The sequence below is a fragment of the Thioclava sp. 'Guangxiensis' genome, assembly GCF_045348365.1.
Classification (GTDB): domain Bacteria; phylum Pseudomonadota; class Alphaproteobacteria; order Rhodobacterales; family Rhodobacteraceae; genus Thioclava; species Thioclava kandeliae.
The window spans coordinates 2,539,235-2,553,948 of the sequence record NZ_CP155822.1 but is presented as its reverse complement, the minus strand read 5'-3'; the positions used below and the strand labels follow the sequence as shown (position 1 = coordinate 2,553,948).

General features: G+C 58.6%; 15 protein-coding genes. 14 read left to right on the top strand and 1 reads right to left on the bottom strand.

Annotated elements, in window-relative coordinates:
• Positions 1-7: 7 nt before the first annotated feature.
• The 14 genes from ABEB22_RS12595 to ABEB22_RS12530 all read left to right on the top strand — a co-directional run bounded on the left by ABEB22_RS12595 (position 8) and on the right by ABEB22_RS12530 (position 12,919).
• Complete coding sequence (locus ABEB22_RS12595) at positions 8-433, top strand: phage tail tube protein (RefSeq protein WP_406870453.1); 426 nt, start codon at positions 8-10, stop codon at positions 431-433.
• A complete protein-coding gene (locus ABEB22_RS12590; RefSeq protein WP_406870452.1) occupies positions 433-810 on the top strand; it encodes a hypothetical protein in 378 nt (125 codons plus the stop codon). Before ABEB22_RS12595 ends, ABEB22_RS12590 begins: the two co-directional genes overlap by 1 nt.
• An 80-nt stretch (positions 811-890) precedes the next feature.
• Positions 891-1,121 (top strand): hypothetical protein, encoded by a 231-nt coding sequence (locus tag ABEB22_RS12585; protein WP_406870451.1) that lies wholly within the window; start codon positions 891-893, stop codon positions 1,119-1,121.
• On the top strand, positions 1,106-3,280 hold the full coding sequence (locus ABEB22_RS12580; RefSeq protein ID WP_406870450.1) for a hypothetical protein: 2,175 nt from the start codon (positions 1,106-1,108) through the stop codon (positions 3,278-3,280). The genes ABEB22_RS12585 and ABEB22_RS12580 overlap by 16 nt, the downstream gene beginning before the upstream one ends.
• A gap of 2 nt (positions 3,281-3,282) precedes the next feature.
• Complete coding sequence (locus ABEB22_RS12575; protein WP_406870449.1) at positions 3,283-4,029, top strand: hypothetical protein; 747 nt, start codon at positions 3,283-3,285, stop codon at positions 4,027-4,029.
• Positions 4,020-4,619 carry a hypothetical protein gene (locus ABEB22_RS12570; RefSeq protein ID WP_406870448.1) on the top strand — a complete coding sequence of 200 codons (600 nt, stop codon included), beginning with the start codon at positions 4,020-4,022 and terminating at the stop codon, positions 4,617-4,619. Before ABEB22_RS12575 ends, ABEB22_RS12570 begins: the two co-directional genes overlap by 10 nt.
• Positions 4,604-4,993, top strand: a complete 390-nt coding sequence (locus tag ABEB22_RS12565; RefSeq protein WP_406870447.1) for a DUF6950 family protein — start codon at positions 4,604-4,606, stop codon at positions 4,991-4,993. The genes ABEB22_RS12570 and ABEB22_RS12565 overlap by 16 nt, the downstream gene beginning before the upstream one ends.
• Positions 4,981-7,209 (top strand): phage tail protein, encoded by a 2,229-nt coding sequence (locus ABEB22_RS12560; RefSeq protein ID WP_406870446.1) that lies wholly within the window; start codon positions 4,981-4,983, stop codon positions 7,207-7,209. Before ABEB22_RS12565 ends, ABEB22_RS12560 begins: the two co-directional genes overlap by 13 nt.
• Before the next feature lie 18 nt (positions 7,210-7,227).
• Entirely contained in the window at positions 7,228-8,910 is a 1,683-nt protein-coding gene (locus tag ABEB22_RS12555) for a sialidase family protein (RefSeq protein ID WP_406870445.1), read from the top strand.
• A 9-nt stretch (positions 8,911-8,919) separates the two neighbouring features.
• A complete protein-coding gene (locus tag ABEB22_RS12550) occupies positions 8,920-9,981 on the top strand; it encodes a hypothetical protein (RefSeq protein WP_406870444.1) in 1,062 nt (353 codons plus the stop codon).
• A 69-nt stretch (positions 9,982-10,050) separates the two neighbouring features.
• Positions 10,051-10,740, top strand: coding sequence for a hypothetical protein (locus tag ABEB22_RS12545; RefSeq protein ID WP_406870443.1), 690 nt, complete (start codon positions 10,051-10,053; stop codon positions 10,738-10,740).
• Positions 10,741-10,863: 123 nt separating this feature from the next.
• Positions 10,864-11,766 carry a hypothetical protein gene (locus ABEB22_RS12540; RefSeq protein ID WP_406870442.1) on the top strand — a complete coding sequence of 301 codons (903 nt, stop codon included), beginning with the start codon at positions 10,864-10,866 and terminating at the stop codon, positions 11,764-11,766.
• Between the two features lie 83 nt (positions 11,767-11,849).
• On the top strand, positions 11,850-12,566 hold the full coding sequence (locus ABEB22_RS12535; protein WP_406870441.1) for a lysozyme: 717 nt from the start codon (positions 11,850-11,852) through the stop codon (positions 12,564-12,566).
• Positions 12,548-12,919: a hypothetical protein gene (locus tag ABEB22_RS12530; RefSeq protein ID WP_406870440.1), complete on the top strand. Its 372-nt coding sequence runs from the start codon at positions 12,548-12,550 to the stop codon at positions 12,917-12,919. The genes ABEB22_RS12535 and ABEB22_RS12530 overlap by 19 nt, the downstream gene beginning before the upstream one ends.
• Positions 12,920-13,425: 506 nt before the next feature.
• On the opposite strand, the gene ABEB22_RS12525 is transcribed toward ABEB22_RS12530, so the two are convergent.
• Positions 13,426-14,706 carry a hypothetical protein gene (locus ABEB22_RS12525; RefSeq protein WP_406870439.1) on the bottom strand — a complete coding sequence of 427 codons (1,281 nt, stop codon included), beginning with the start codon at positions 14,704-14,706 and terminating at the stop codon, positions 13,426-13,428.
• Positions 14,707-14,714: the final 8 nt, after the last annotated feature.

Genomic DNA, 14,714 nt, shown 5'->3' with positions numbered 1-14,714 from the left:
ATATTCCATGAGCGTGACCGGTGTTGCAATCGGCTATGGGGTGGTGGTGCGCATCGGGCGTGGCGCGACCCCGACCTGGACAACCCTCGTCGGGGTCGGTGACCTCGAAATGCCCTCGGGCGAGGCGGATGAAATCGATGCCTCGAGCCATAGCTCCCCTAACCGGACCAAGGAATTCATCCCTGGTCTCCAAGATAACGGGACGCTGGCCCTGCCTCTGGATTATATCCCTGACAGCGATCAGGACGTAATGCTGCTCGAGCTGCGCAATACTGCCGAACTGATCCAAGTCGGTATCACGCCGCCCGGCGGTAGTGAGGAAATCTACGCCTGCTGGGTGAAGTCCTATCAGCGCAGCCTGCCGGTCAACGGCAAGGCCGCCGCCACGCTGAACCTGCGTGTGAATGGCCTCGTCGAGGCGGAGGGCGCATAATGGGCAACAAATTCCGCGGTGAAGCGCTGGCGACGATCAACGGTCTCCAGATGGTCATGGTGATGGACTTCAACGCCATGTGCGACATGGAGGAGGCAACGGGCCGGACGATGGAAGAAGTCCTGACCGACTTCGAGCAGAGACGCATCCTGTCCAAAGATCTGCGCGCGATGGCCTTCGCCATGCTGCACGAACGTCAGCCCAAGCTGCGTTTGCGCGATGTCGGCACCCTTATCGGTGAAGACATGGACGGGGTTATGGATGGTTGCATCAAGGCGATCGAGGCAGCATTCCCGCCCGCCGCCGAGCTTCCGAAAACGGTTCAAGAGTTGGCGGGGGGCGCATCTGCGGGAAACCCTCCGGCAGCGCAAGGATAGATTACCTTGCGCTGCTGCAGGCCTATGTCGCGGCGGGCTATGATGAGGCAAGCTTCTGGGGCCTGACCCCGCGCCTCTACTTGACGATCATGAAAGGGGTCGAGGCGCGTCACCGTGCCTCGATCGAGGTGGCATGGGTGACTGCCGCGCTCTCGCGCGCAAGTAAACTGCCACCGCTTGAAAAGCTGTTCCCGAAACCCGCTCCGAGTGCCGAGAGCGCGGCCATGCTGCGCGCCGAGATGCGCGCGCATGCCAATACGACAGCAAAACACTTGCCCAAGAAAAGGTGGAGCGAATGGCTGAAGCAGTAGTCGGGCGGATGCGTGCCGTCCTCGGTATGGACCGTCGCGGGTTCACAACCGGCCTCCAGGGGGCGCGGGCCGAGATCTCGGCCTTTGCCACGCAGATGCGCGGTTACGCCGGCCTGATCGGGGCGGCAATGGGCGCGGCGGGTGTCGGATCTCTGACGTTGATGTCTTCCGAGGCGATGGAAGCGGCGGCAGAGACCCAGCGCCTTTCGACCCTCGCGAATACCACGCCCGAGGCATTTCAAAAAATGGCGATCGCGGCGCGGTCGGTCGGGGTGGAACAGGACAAGCTCTCCGATATCTTCAAGGATACCAACGACCGGATCGGGGAGTTTGCTTCGACCGGTGGCGGCGAGATGTCGGATTTCTTCAAGAACATTGCCCCTAAGGTCGGGGTGACGATCAAGGACTTCCAGAAGCTCTCGGGGCCCGAGGCGCTGCAGCTCTATGCCCGGTCGCTGGAAAAGGCCGGCGTGAACCAGCAGCAGATGACCTATTACATGGAGTCTATGGCGGATGAGGCGACGGGCCTTGTTCCGCTTCTGCGTGACGGTGGCGCGGGGCTCGATGAGATGGGCCGCAAGGCCACGGCCCTCGGCGCCATTATGGACAAGGACACGATCGCGGCCTTCCGGCGCGCGAAACAGGCCGTCTCCGAGGTCAATCTCGTCTTCGTGGGCATCCGCAACATGGTGGCGCAGGAGCTGGTGCCCGGTCTCGAAGGGCTGGCCAAGGCCTTCAGCTCGGCGGCAGAGGAGGGCAAGCCCCTTGGCAATGCCATCCGCACGATGGTCGATGCGCTGCCGCGGTTCATCGCTTATGCGGGGGTGGCTGTCGGTGCTCTGGTCGCGTGGCGGGCGGCGGCAATCGCGGCCCGCGTAGCGACGGTCCTGCTGAAGAACTCTTTGATTGCAACCGGCGTCGGGGCGCTCGTGGTGGCTGCTGGTGAACTTGTCTACCAGTTCACGCGGCTGGTCAGCGCGACCGGTAGCTTCGGCGAGGCGCTGGGGGTGCTGAAGGATCTGGCGCTCGATGTGTGGCAGAGGATCGGTGATGGGGTCGAGTATGTCGCTCAAAGCATTAAAGCGATGTCCTCGAGCGCGAACGCATATTTCATCGCAGCTTTGCGCGATATGGCTGGCAAGTGGGCCGCGTTCACAGAGACTGTCGCTGACGGAATGAACAGCATGTTTGGCACCAATCTCAAGGGTGCTAGTGCGACTATCACGCAAGAGCTTGCTTTGGCGCAGATCGCGGCGGAAGATAGTGCGGCTTCAGCGCGGAAGGCTGCTGGTGAGGCGGCCACTGCCTTTACGGCACCTCTCGAAAGCCTGTCGAAGCTGAAGAAGACGGTTTCGGATAGCGAAAGCAAATTCGGCGATCTCGGTAACTCCGGCATTTTGGCGGGCGATGGCGTGGCGGCTGGCGCCGATAAGGCCAAGGAAAAGGTCACGGCTCTTCAGAAGGTGACCACGAAGCTGAAGGATGAACTGGCCAAGATGAAGGCTACGATGTTCGGCAGTGAGCTGGATGGGTCGATCTATGACAACCTGAAGGAAGCCGGTGTTTCGGCAGACTCCAGGGATGGTCAACAGATCATCGATTACACCACCCAACTCGACGGAATGAAGAGACTGAAGGATGCGACGTCCGAATGGCAGTCCAGCATCCAGTTAGCTTTCTCCTCATTCCTGACAGGAGCGTCGTCCTTCAAGGATATGCTCGGGACGATCATCGGTAAGCTCGGTGAGATGCTGATGAACCAAGGTTTTCAGAGCCTGTTCAGCAGTGTGGGTGGAACCGGTATCCTTGGTGGCATCCTTGGCGCCCTCGGGATCGGGGCAAACGCCACGGGCACCGGCGGCTGGCGGGGCGGTCTGACCGCGATCAACGAGATCGGTGGCGAGATCGTGGATCTGCCGAGTGGCACCCGGATCATCCCGCACGATGTGTCGAACCGGCTGGCAGATGCCGCTGGGCGGTCGTCTGGCGGGGCGGAGCGAGTCATGGTCGAGGCCGTGCCTACGGATCTCTTTGATCTCCGCGTCAAAAGCGTCGCCGATCAATCGGTATCGCAGGCCCGCGCCGGTATCGTCTCCGATTCCGTGCAGGCCACGGGGCGGGCGATGACCAAATCCAAATCCTTCGGTTCGAGGAAGTAGAAATGACGCTTGTGTATGCATGGCCTCCTGTCGGGGTCGTGGCCTCGGAATGGACCATCGATGCACCGGTCAATGTCTCGCGCTCGCTCATCACGGGCGCGCGGCGCGTCTCGGCCACGCAGCGCAGGCGGCGCATGGTCTCGCTCGAGGTCTCCTCGCTTGCGCGCGGAGCGAACGGCGCGGGCTATATGGAGATGCTCAAGCGCTTCATCGATGGCGGCGTGAACCTGATCCGGCTTGAAAGTCGTCCGGTGAACTGGTGGGCCGATGCGCAGATCGAAGCCTCGGGCCGCCAGTCGCGTGAGGTGCAATGGCGCAGCGGCTCCGAGGATGTGAGCTGGGATCAGGATGGCTCAGATGTCATCTGGATTGACGGCACATTGCTCAGCGGGACAGCAGGCAGCGACGGTACGTTTCCGACGCTGACGGTCTCCGGCCTGACGCCCAACCGGCGGGCGGCGCGACCGGGCGAGTTCGTCACGCTTAAATCGGGCGGGACTGTCCAAACTGGACAGGTGGTCACGGAGGCCTTTGCCAATGCCCAAGGCGTGGCGGTGCTTCGGATCTTCGAGGCGCTGACCGGCTCGGGCATCGTCAATATCGGGGTCAGCGAAAGTGCGGTGTTCGAGGCGACTACGATCCCGCGCGCGGTCCAGCCGCTCAACGTGGACTGGAGCTATTCGTGGCAATTCGCGCAGGTCTTCGAGGATGAGGTGGACGGGTTCGAGGAGGTTGATCCATGGAACTGACACGCGGCTGCCCTGCGGCCATGCTCGAGGCGATCTCGGGGCCGGTCTTCTATCCGGTGGTCTTCGTCTATCTCGACTGGCCGAATGCGCCTGTGCGCGCCCATTCCGGCGTGGGGGTGCTGACTTGGGGCGGAGAGGAATGGCAGGGCGTGGGCAAGTGGGGCACTCTCTCTGTCCCTGCCGAAGTCGGCGGGAGCATGGTCGCGACCGAGGCCACCGTGACGCTGGTCGCGGGGGCGGATAAGTTCGATGATTTCGTGGATGCGGCGATCCGTAACCGCGAAGGCGAGATCCATATCGGCTGCGTTGCAGATCGTCCGGGGACGGTGGGCGGGGCGGTCTTGCTCGCTGATCCGGTCGCGATCTTCTTTGGCACCATGGATGCGATGAGTATGACCATCGAGCCGACCGAGGCGGGTGTCCAGTCCTCGATGTCGATCACGCTGGCCACGGGTCCGGGCGCGCGGTCTGCCGCGACCGTCTATCACAGCGAACAGGATCAGGCGCGGGCCTATCCGGGTGATACGGCAGGGCGCATGACCGCGCTCGCGATGAGCCGTGCGCAGGTGCTGACATGGCCGGAGAGCTGACGCCCGATCGGGTGATGGCATCGGTGGAGCAGCATATGGGCGGGGTCTTTGAATGGGGCCCCGCCGATTGCTGTAGCGCACCCTGTGCCGTCTTCGCCGATCTTTGGGCGATCCAACCGATGCAGGGGCTGACCTATGCGGGGGCGCGTGGGGCCAAGCGGCTCATCCTGCGCCATGGCGGGATGTGGGGCTTCTCGCATCTCCTCGCCGATCGCGCCGGATTGCGGCAGGCCTCGGGGTTGGGCGCAATCGGCTTGATCCGGACACGACGCGGCCTGTCTCTGGCAATCCAGCTGGGGGCAGGGCTCTGGGCAGCCAAGGCGGCTGCCGGTTTCACCATCATTTCACAGGCCGAGGTTTCATGGCTCCCGTAATTGGACTGGTGCAGGCCGCCGCGACATGGTTCGCGGGGCTGAGCGCCTTCGGCCAAGCTGCCGTACAGGTACTTGGCTCGATCCTGCTTAATGTCGCGGCCACGGCGCTGCTCTCGAAGAAAGCCAGCTCGGGGCAGGATCTCCTACGCGATCTGGCCAACCCGACCTCGCTGCCCGTCTACCGCGTGCCCTATGGTGATTGTCGCGCTGTCGGGACGCCTGCCGGTTGGCATGTCGATGGCGACACGCTCTATATCTGCTGGCTGGTCAGCTCGCGTCCGAGTGTCGGGCCGTTCGTCATCTTCCTCGATGAGCGCGAGGTCGAGCTTTCGGGCGATCCCTATGATTTCTCGGGCGATGGGGCAGAAGGGACGCTCTATCCTTTCGCGGGTCACACGCAGATCTGGATCGGATTGGGCGATCAGACCGCCTGTCCCGATGCGATTGCCTCGGGCGCGTCGGAGTTCTTCAGGGCCACCGATGCCTGGCAGGGCCGGACTGTGGTCTGGGCGCGGCTCAATATCGGCTCGAATGATGATCGCTCCGAGCGTTGGCCGGCCACGCCGCCCGCGCTGCATATGGCGGGCAAGTTCACCCGCGTGTGGGACCCGCGCGATGCGGCGCAAGATCCGCAGGATGAGGCGACATGGGTCTGGTCGGCCAATCAGGCGCTCTGCGCGCTTGATGCGCTCCGGCGCAATCCGATCCGCCCCTATGCCGATGTGCATCTCTGGCTCGAGACATGGATCTGGGGCGCGGATGTGGCCGATGAGCGGGCAGGGGTGCGCTATGCCTATCCGGAGGGCAATGAGACTGAGACCGAGGCTCTGGTGGCCGCGACCGGCGTCACGATTGCGCGGTACGAGGTGAACGGGACGCTTGCCTATAGCGACGGGGCAGAGCTGGAGGATCAGCTGTCGCCCCTGATGATCGCGGGTGCTGCCAATTTCGTGCGGGCGCGGGGGCAGCTGGGGATTGTGCCAGGCACAGAGCAGGAGGTTTCTGTCACCCTGACCGATATCCTCGACGGGCAGTCGGCCACCTTCGTGCGTTATTCCGAGCGAGATGATCTCGCCACCTCGGTCTCGGGCACCTATCTCGCACCAGATCGCAATATGGAGGAGGCTTCTCTACCGACCTATGAGCTGGCGGGCGCGCAGGATGCCGATGGCGGTCTCGATCAGCTCTATCAGCCCGATCTGTCGATGGTTACCGATCACCGGCAGGGCCAGCGGGTGCAGAAGATCCTGCTCATGCGCAAGCGGATGCAGCGTGTGGTCAGCGCCGAGTTTCCGCCTGAAGCTTTCGACGCGGTCGCAGGCGCGCGGGTGGAAACCGATCTGGCCGCGCCCTTCACCCGCTGGTCGGGCGATTGGACGGTGGAAAGCAGCCAGCCGATGCTGATCGAGGCGAATGACGAGGGGGTAGCGCTGCGCTGCCAGATGAGCCTGCGCGAATATTCCAGCGAGATCTATGCTTGGGATTATGCGACCGAAGAGGTCTATGTGACGCCTTACGAGTTCGACGCGACCCGCAGCGGGGTACAGCCTCCGCGCAATGTCGTGGTGGATATGAGCGCGGCGAATGATCAGACCGACGCGGGCGTCGTTGTGCCGCGCTTCTCGGCCAGCATGGATCGCAGCACATCGGACTCGGTGACCGCTTATGAATGGCAGATCAAGCTCTCGACCGATGAGGATTGGCCATCGGAGAGCTATTCCTTTTCGAAGCCGATGCGTGAGGCTACCGGTTCTGGTTGGGGTGTCGTGAGCAAACCGCTGGAAAGCTTTTCGATGTTCGGTGGCATCCTCTCGCAGACCGCGCTGCAGGATTTCCGGATCAGGGCGCGCGGCAGTCGCGGGGCCTCGGCATGGGTCGAGATCACAGGGCTTGCCCGTGATTTCGAGCTGGCCGATGTGGTGGCCACAGGCGGCGAGGAGCAGGCGCTCTTCAGCGCTACCGCGCCGAGCAATGCCGTCTTCTATGGTGTCCGGATCTATGAGGCCGATGTGGGCGAGGATCGTTCTCTCGCCGAGATGGTGACCGCGCTGACCGGTATCGAGCCCGGCGCGCTGATCAACGTGACGGTCTCCGGCCTGATAGCCGGTGATCACGATTACTGGATGGTGCCGATCTCGCGCACCTATACCGAGGGGCAGGCGGATGGGCCGCACACGCTGGCCATCACCGCGCCGGAACCTGAGCCGGAAATCTAATTCAAATCGGAGGCCATGATGGCATATGAAACACCCGTTCAGAATCTGGACGGCCAGAAAGTCGTGTCCGTCTCGGAGAATGAGGCGGCAGTGAACGAACAACTCGCGGAAGCCAAGGACCGCGCGAACCACACCGGGACGCAGTCGGCCGACACGATTACGGATGGCGAAACGAATGTTGTTATGACTTCATCCGAGAGGACAGGGCTTCTAACCCTTGATCAAGAGGCTGAGCCAACGCGTGGCGAAGGCGGCCTCACAGTCGATAGCTCTTCCGAAGGTGCGGTCATCGAAGTGCCCGATCGCGATGCTAACGCGCTGCAGGTGGGGACACCCTATAAGACGGTTATGCGTATCGATACGGACAGAAATTCGATGGCCTTATCCGCTGTCGAGTTGAGCGGCGCTATCTTTGAAGCCGATGAAATTGAGGTCGAGCCTATCGAGGGGCGCAAGTTCTTTGGCTCATACGATGGGCGCGGGTTGTGGATTGATATTCAGAATGGCGAGATCGTGGCCACGTTGCCCATCCGCCAAGAACTACCCCCTTTGGAGAGCGAACCAACACCCGCTGACCATCCCGCGACCCTCGTGCGGAATATTGGTACGAGCACCGACTATGATCGCGCCAATACCAATCATACCGGTGTCGCAACACTGGCGAAAACTGGCGCCAAGTGGTGGGCCGCGGACTGGCGAAACAACAAATACACCGGCGAGGCATCCGGCAATTACATCATGCTTTATCGTGCTGACGACGAGACCATGACCTGGACCGAAGTCGCTGCCTTTACATATCCCGATGATGATACCCATAAGCTTACTGACCCTATGCTCTGGACTAACCCCGAGAATGGCGAGCTACATCTCTTTTGGGGGGTGTCGAACCGCTTCTCTGGTGATGGGACCGGACTATCGGATGGAGTCATGGGGGCTTGGGTTTCCGTGTGCCGTAACCCGAAAGTCGAAGATCCGCGCTTCTGTGTCTGGTCCAAGCCTAAAAAGTTGACGCGTTACGGCGATCCGCGCCGTGTCGTTCGCTTGGCTGGTGAATGGTATTTGCCAGTGGATCTGTGGCGCTCCAGTCTCGATACGGCCAATCGTTATCAACCCGGCTGCACGCTTTACAAATATCTCCCGAATGAACTGCGCTGTGAACCGGTGTCAGTCTTGCCTGCGAACTATAAAAACGGAACAGAGTGGTCCGGCTTCTTTGAGACAGAAATGATCGAAGCGTTGGACGGTCGCTTCATGGCCACTCTGCGGACCGGATCAAGTTCAAAAACCGGTGTCACCTATTCGGATGATGCAGGAAAAACATGGACTGATTGGTCCGACTTTCCTGGCTTGTCGGGGCCGGACGCATCCAGCCGCTGTTGGCTAGGTAGAACTGCATCTGGCCGGATGATTCTTCTCACGCACTGGAACACGACCTCTCGCACTGACCTGCGCGTGATCCTGTTTGCAGAAGACGACGCGACTATTGAGTATACAGCTCAAGTCGATCCGGACGAAGTCGCAGGGACAAACAGCGGCACCAGCTATCCTGTTGCTGTGATTGACGGAGATCGGATTGCCGTCATTTATGACGTCGGTCGCAGTAATGCGGGGCAATTGCGCGTTTCGATGATGTCCGAAGCAGACATCATTGCGGGCAGTTCCAATCCTTCAATTCACATCGTCAGCCAGCCTCTTTCGTAAGGACAAACTATGCGTATTTCTTCCTATTCTCGCTTCTCGACTTCGGCCCTCGCGCACCTTTCAAGTGTCCGAAAGACAGTTGATGAAGCTGTATCTTCAGACCTTGTTTATACCGATGGTCCTGCTCACGGTCTGGACTATGATGAAGCCTTCGTGGGGGCTGTAGAGCTTCCTGACGGGCGGGTTTTGTTATCGGCCTACTCTGGCCGCCAGTGGGCAATCTATGACCCAACAGAAAATTCACTGACAAACATTGCCACTCAAAGCGGGTCATCGCGCTATAATTTCGGCTGTCTGGCGCTCAATGGGCTGGCAGTCTTTGCGCCACGCTTGGCCAGCACGGTGAAGTATTTCGACTGGCGCACCAATTCCTTCGGTGAGGTGACTGCGGTTGGAGGCTATGACGGTGCTGTGGCGCTGAAGAACGGCAAGGTTCTCCTCGTGCCGCGTACAGCCGCATATCTCGGCATCTTTGATCCGGTCAATAAAACGTTTTCGTTGTCATCAGTAGCTAATCCGAATGCGTTATCGGCCGGGTGCCTGCTCCCCGATGGGCGTGTTATTATGGTTAGCTGGCTTTCGTCAGATCAACCAGTCTACATCTATGATCCCAATACCGACACGATGGAGACGGGGCCTTACATCGGCGCTGGTCCGTGGGCTGGCGCTTGTCTCACAAAGACAGGGGATGTGGTGATTACCCCGTACTCGGGGAATGGATTACGGATCTATCGGCCGCAAGATGGATCGTTCTATGAGCGTGAACGTGATGATTTCCTTGGCACCGGGAAATGCCGCGGCAATGGAAAGCTCCTCCCCGATGGTCGTATTGTATTCCCGCCGTATAACTATGGTGCCGTTCCGGTCTATGACCCTGTAGCGGACACAGTGGAGAGCATCGATATCGGCATATCGGGAGGTACGGCCCAGTTTGCTGGGGCATTCAGCCTACCGGATGGTAGCGTTGGTTTGGTTCCCTTTGATGCTGGCAAGATCGTGATCGTTTCTGGGACCACGTCAGGCAAGCTTTCGGACGCCTGGCGCCAAGGGATCTTCAATAACTGCAACTGACGCGAAGCAGTTTTGTTATATGCGAACCCGCCTCTCGAGGCGGGCTTTTTTATGAGCATGAGGCGAGATATGAAGGATACGACACGGGAAAGCATCTCCGCTTTTGCACGTAACATGGCTGCAACGATCGCCTCCGCTGGGGTGATCTGGGGGGCGGGCGTCTGGCTGCTTCGCCCACATGTGGAGGGATGGCTATCCAGCTTCATCACGGCAGAGATTGGCGTGACGGCGGCGGATATGCGCGATGTGCGGGCGTCAATCGAGCAGCAGCAATCTACCATTGCTACAATCTCCAGTACTCAGGCACAGGTGGCTGACACGGTCAATAAGGTGGTCGAGCGGATAGCGTCTTTAGAGAAGGCCAAAGAGCGGGATAGCACTCCCCCGATTCGCTTTGCGACTTCTGGCAACAGCGTTACAGCGGGAAGGATCGGTGGGCTGGTCTTTCACGAATGGCGTTTCCAGAAGCTCCATGATTGCGGGACGCCGCGCAGCCGGTCCTACTTTCGGAATGGTGGCGGTCGCGTCCATCTGTTCGAGAATAAGTCGAACTCAGATGATAATGGCTGGACCGTTCCTATGCCCGTCGAGGACGGCTGGCAGGTTTCGCGTTTCTCGGCCCGTATTCCATCCGATGACGGGGTCGAGCCAACCGGTGAAGGGATGGCCTTCGCGTTCAATATTGTGGATTGGCCTGAGAAGTGTCCAAACGTGCCGCCGATGACATCTCCGGAGGTGCCCTTCCGGATCTTACGTTGAAGCAATAGGCAAAACGGGATTGAGTTAGCAGGTTGATGCGAACACGAAGCTAATAAGCGAATGGACATCAGCTTCGTGTTTCATCTAACCTGAAACTTCCCTTCCATTCAGAGACCCACCACTGTGAACTTTCAAGAAGAGCTTTTGCGCGTCGCAAAATCGCGCCTCCTTTCTCCGATATATGGCAACTTCATATTTCTAGCGTTGGCGCTGAATTGGAAGCCGATCGTGTTTCTGATTTTCGGGGATCAGCCCCTTGAATATCGAATTTTCTATTTTGAAAAAGCCACCGAGATACACGTCATTTATGGCTGGGCACTTCCAAGTGTCGTGCGCTGTTTTGTACTGCCTGCAATGTTAACGGCATTCTTCTATTGGCTTACGCCTAGATTGCGAAATTGGTTCGCAGAACAGAATTCAGAGGCAGAACGAAAAGGTCGCGCGAATGTCCTCAATGTTTTTCGCGAAGGTGAGGAGGCCCGCGTACGTTTCGAGCACAAGATGAACTTGATGGGCTTGGACAACAAAGAAGAAATCGAGAACAAGAAACTTGCTCTGGAAAAAATTAAGTCAAAAGCTGTACTACAAGGTGTGGAAATTGATCAGGATATATCCAAGATTGAGGACGTAACCTTACGCGAAAGTGCCCATGAAAGAATGGCCAAGTTTCGTGAAGACATCGACAAACGCGTGTCGATGTCTGATGTCTTTTTTCTCTCAAACAGGTTAAGTGATCTGGCAAAGTATCTGTTAATCCAATTGGCCGAACTCGATGGTGCGCCTGCGACAGTTGTTTACGGAGACAAAGCTATAGTCCTGCAAACTGAAGGTCGACATGAGAGTCTGGGGCCATCAACTGAGAAACAATCGTTGATGGCAGACATTGAAGTCATGGCTTCCGAAAGGCTTGTGACTCGTCAAGGACGAAACGTTCTGATGATTTCTGATTTAGGCAAGAATATTGCGGGCGTGATTGCTAGAGCGGGAGGTATCAAAAAGCCTAATTTCAGATGGGATAATACATGATTGAGATGAAGCTCCTACTCGATCTTTGACTAGATACTAACTTCGCCCCGCCATCGAGCGGGGTTTTTTCATGGAGAAATGGAATGTTCAAACTCTTGCCCGACTGGCGCGAGGTGCTTTTGCGCGCGTGGTCGATCCGACTGATCCTATTGACGGCGGTGCTTTCCGGCCTTGAGGTCGTGGTCTCGCTCCTCAATGCCGACATTCTCGGCATGCCGCCCGGGGCGTTTGCCGCGCTGGCGGGACTCATCTCGATCGCCGCCACCATCGCACGGCTGGTCCAGCAGTCCGGCATCTGGTCCGAGGATCTCGGCCGAGACGAGAGCGGGGGGCTGCGCAAGCGCCATGCGGCGGGCGTGGCCGGTGTGGCGGCCGCCATCGCGCTCGCCATTACCACGATCGCGCCCTGGGAGGGCAGGGAGCTGCGCGCCTATCGCGATATCGTGGGGATCCCCACGATCTGTTTTGGCGAGACCGCAGGCGTGAAGATGGGCGATGTGGCGATCGAGGCCGAGTGCCGGACGCAGCTTGCCAAGCGCGTGGCGCAGTTCGAGGCCGCGATCCGGCCCTGTCTGCCGGCACGCCTTCCGGAGCGGACCCGCGCGGCCTTCATCAGCGCGGCCTATAATATCGGCTCGCATGGCTTCTGCCGCTCAAGCATGTCGCGCCGCGCTCTGGCGGGCGATCTGCGCGGGGCCTGCGATGCGCTTCTGATGTGGAACAAGGCCGGCGGCCGCGTCGTGCGCGGACTGACCAACCGGCGTAAGGCGGAGCGTGACCTATGCCTGTCCGGTCTGTGATCGCGGGCGCCGTCCTCCTGTTGATGATGGCGGCGAGCTTCGGGGCAGGGTGGTCCGTGCAGGGCTGGAGGCTCGGTGCGCAGCTCGCGGCCAAGCAGGCGGCATGGGACGCGGAGAAAGCTGCAGCCCTGCTTGCAGAGCGCCAGCGCACCGCCGAAGCAATCCAGAAGACCAACGCCGCCAATGCGGCACTGGCAGAGGCCGAGCGGGCCCTGACCATTGCGCAGGGCGAACGCGACACAGCCCGAAGGAGGCTTATCGATGAAATTAAAACTGATCCCGATCTGTCTGGCCCCGGCATTCCTGCTGGCCGCCTGCAGTCAATCCGAGACCACTGGGCCAGTAGTCGCTGATGAAGCGCCGCGCCCGCAGGTGGTCCTGCCTGCGGCTGCCCGCATCCCCTGCGCGTCTCCGGCGTCCCTTCTTTCGGCAGGCGGGACGCTGGCAGATGACGCGGTGAGCATCACGCGGCTCGGCGACGAGCTTATGGTCTGTGACGGGCGGCGGCGCGTGGCGGTTGAGGTGTTTAATCGTGAGGCCGAATGACCGATGCGATCACCGAGCTCAAGCCGTCAGATGCTGTGGTGGCGGATCTGCTCGAGGCAAAGTTTTCGGCGCCCGCTGGCTTGCCGAGGTGATGCACTTTTGTCTACCAGCGTTGCTTACGGGAGAAAGGGCGCTGGCAGATGACGGAGTGGCTAGACCAGTGGCCTCATTGTTCTTCGACAAAAAATACGATGGGAGGCTCTTCCGCAGTAAGTGCCATGAGTTGCGCTATGATAATCTCGAGGGCACAGGATCTATATTGAGATGACCGACAGCAACGGAAGCTTCGGTATCCCTCGAGATAGGCACGTGTCTATTTTCTGTCGTAGGTATGTACGGGAATACCCATGACAGCGCTGTAGACATTGTCGCGCATTCTTGAATATAGCGACCACGCAAAGTCTTCATTCGCGTCGTAGCCAAAGCGCAGAATAGTCGCGATTATTCCATAAGTTGATGGTGTTACCGTTTCACCAAGCTCAACCATTGCGCCAGATCTTCTAATTTCTGATAGAGCCGCTTCGTGAGAATTGTCTCCGATCAGACTTTCTAATTCGGATATCTGGATAATTTTAGATTTTTCGTCCTCGTTACTGCGGCGCCGCATCTTTATCTGATTGGTAGCCCATTGATCAAACATACAGAGCGAATAATGTTTGGTATTTTTAGTGAGCCAAAGATAATCAGCAGAGCGCGTAATTTTTTTCGCGATTACATCCGCAGTGGGGCCATTAAAGTATGGCGGGCAAAAGACATACCGTACCTGGTCAGATATTTGCGTAGGCATTTCTACCGAGAGCGAGATTTCAGTCGGCAAACTGATTGCGCCCGATTTGACGAGGCTTATAGCGTGCTTGATGAAGCGCGACGTTCCGAAGAAATGTACTTCCTTTTGTTGGCCGTGATCGGAAGCGCTGAGATACACTCTCAACATCTCACGCTTAACGATCGCATTCAATTGTCTGGCCGATACGTTGGCGTTCTGGGTTTTGGATAGGAGATACATAAATCCTAAGAAGGACGGATGAGCGCTACCATCTACATGAAAGCCTTGGCCGTGAGTTAGTATATCTGAGGTATCTATAGCCGATCCATCAAACTCAGCCAGGACCGTCGCTAGGTTCCATGTTGGGTGCTGATACTGGCCACTCTCACAATATCGACCTTGCTGACGCGCCAGCATTTCTCTTATCGAAAGATCCCAAAATATAAATTGGTCTTCTGGATGAGAGGCTATTAAACGTTTGACTGTTTGAATGGCTGCTTCATACAAGAGTTTGTCATTTTGCTCGCTTATCAGAGCTTTATCAATCCCAAGGGAATCCATTTTCCCAGATGAAATTTCATCTCTTGAAATGGTCGTCTCTAAGACTTTATTCCCAAATCGAAAGTCACCGACTAGATGGATGCCGCGTCCAAAGCCATCTCGATATCGGCCCAGGCGTTCATTCCATATTGGCATTCCGCCCAAGCCAGCTACACTGCAGTTGAAATTTGGGACTTGTTCGGTCCTGATCGCATGCCTAAGACGATGCGAGTGCGATGGGCCGGTAATTACTGAAAAGCCGTTGGTAATTGAGCGTGTGTTTAACATACGAGTTC

What these genes read in the sequence shown, in the direction of transcription:
- ABEB22_RS12560 (WP_406870446.1), top strand. Translation starts at nt 4,981, where the DNA reads ATGGCTCCCGTAATTGGACTGGTGCAGGCCGCCGCGACATGGTTCGCG.
- ABEB22_RS12535 (WP_406870441.1), top strand. Translation starts at nt 11,850, where the DNA reads ATGTTCAAACTCTTGCCCGACTGGCGCGAGGTGCTTTTGCGCGCGTGG.
- ABEB22_RS12570 (WP_406870448.1), top strand. Translation starts at nt 4,020, where the DNA reads ATGGAACTGACACGCGGCTGCCCTGCGGCCATGCTCGAGGCGATCTCG.
- ABEB22_RS12555 (WP_406870445.1), top strand. Translation starts at nt 7,228, where the DNA reads ATGGCATATGAAACACCCGTTCAGAATCTGGACGGCCAGAAAGTCGTG.
- ABEB22_RS12525 (WP_406870439.1), bottom strand. Translation starts at nt 14,706, where the DNA reads ATGTTAAACACACGCTCAATTACCAACGGCTTTTCAGTAATTACCGGC.
- ABEB22_RS12550 (WP_406870444.1), top strand. Translation starts at nt 8,920, where the DNA reads ATGCGTATTTCTTCCTATTCTCGCTTCTCGACTTCGGCCCTCGCGCAC.
- ABEB22_RS12565 (WP_406870447.1), top strand. Translation starts at nt 4,604, where the DNA reads ATGGCCGGAGAGCTGACGCCCGATCGGGTGATGGCATCGGTGGAGCAG.
- ABEB22_RS12545 (WP_406870443.1), top strand. Translation starts at nt 10,051, where the DNA reads ATGAAGGATACGACACGGGAAAGCATCTCCGCTTTTGCACGTAACATG.
- ABEB22_RS12575 (WP_406870449.1), top strand. Translation starts at nt 3,283, where the DNA reads ATGACGCTTGTGTATGCATGGCCTCCTGTCGGGGTCGTGGCCTCGGAA.
- ABEB22_RS12590 (WP_406870452.1), top strand. Translation starts at nt 433, where the DNA reads ATGGGCAACAAATTCCGCGGTGAAGCGCTGGCGACGATCAACGGTCTC.
- ABEB22_RS12595 (WP_406870453.1), top strand. Translation starts at nt 8, where the DNA reads ATGAGCGTGACCGGTGTTGCAATCGGCTATGGGGTGGTGGTGCGCATC.
- ABEB22_RS12580 (WP_406870450.1), top strand. Translation starts at nt 1,106, where the DNA reads ATGGCTGAAGCAGTAGTCGGGCGGATGCGTGCCGTCCTCGGTATGGAC.
- ABEB22_RS12530 (WP_406870440.1), top strand. Translation starts at nt 12,548, where the DNA reads ATGCCTGTCCGGTCTGTGATCGCGGGCGCCGTCCTCCTGTTGATGATG.